Genomic DNA, 1036 nt, shown 5'->3' on the forward strand with positions numbered 1-1036 from the left:
AATAAGGCCCGCCTGCCATCAGCGGCGCCGGGCCGTGTGTGATGGCGAATAGGTAGCTTGACGACTTGGGCACGCCGTCGAACGGCGTAAGTGCAAAAAATCGCCGATTGATCCCGATAGTTGGTGAAACCTCAAAATATTTTCCGCGGCGATTTTCCCTTTAAAATCAAGAGCGTAACTTTTTGACGGCCCGTGGGTCGATATTGTGCGTCTAAAGTAAGAAAAAACCCAGCTAGATCAATGGCCTAGATGGGTTAGATACAATCGAATGGTGTTCTTTCGTGAAACCTTACGACACTCATATCTATGCGGCGCGCGCTGCCAACAGCGCGTGGAGAGCCTCCGGCTTCAGATGGGTGTAGCGCTTCAACATTTTCCAGTCCTTGTGCCCCGTTACCAGCGCAACCTGTTCGATCGTGAATCCGGCCTCGAAAAGGCGGCTTGTCCCTTCGTGCCGCAAGTCATGAAAATGAAGGTCGTGGATGTCCAGGTCAGCGCACCCTAGACGGAAGGCAGTGCCGACTGACCTATGATTGAATGGGAAAATTCGATCATCGTCATTGCTTCGCTTGGCCTGTCGGTCCTCGACAATGGCCCATGCGTCGTACCCAGTTGCCGCGAACAAGGGTATGCGTTGATTGTTCCCGTTTTTGTTTCGCGGGTCTTTCCGGTCACGGATGAGAAGCATCCGCGTGCGGGCGTCCACGTCGGACCACCGCGCCTTGCAGATTTCCTCCTGGCGCATTGCGGTTGCGACGGCGAAACGTATTATCTGACCAACCGGCGCTATTTGACGAGGATTTGCATCGAAGTGGGCGATGAGCCTGTCGTGTTCATCCTGGGTCGGCCTCCTGTCGCGCTGATTGCCCTTACCAACGAGGCCAAGCCTCTTTAGGGCAATACGCGCGAGCTCAACCGGTTCGACCTTGACGGGCAGGCCGTGCACCGCAGCAGCATGAGCCAGAATGAGTTTTACAAAGCCGATGTCGATGCCGAGCGTCATCGGTCCGGCACCTTGGGCGGCCCGGTCGCGCCC

At 56.0% G+C, this 1036-nt stretch carries 1 protein-coding gene; it reads right to left on the reverse strand.

The genetic code is table 11. The features are described 5' to 3' along the window. Positions 1–304: 304 nt before the first annotated feature. The coding region (locus EN991_RS37525) for a site-specific integrase (protein ID WP_164769723.1) at positions 305–1036 on the reverse strand (732 nt) is incomplete at its 5' end.

This window comes from Mesorhizobium sp. M7A.F.Ca.US.005.03.2.1, from assembly GCF_003997795.1.
GTDB lineage: Bacteria > Pseudomonadota > Alphaproteobacteria > Rhizobiales > Rhizobiaceae > Mesorhizobium > Mesorhizobium ciceri.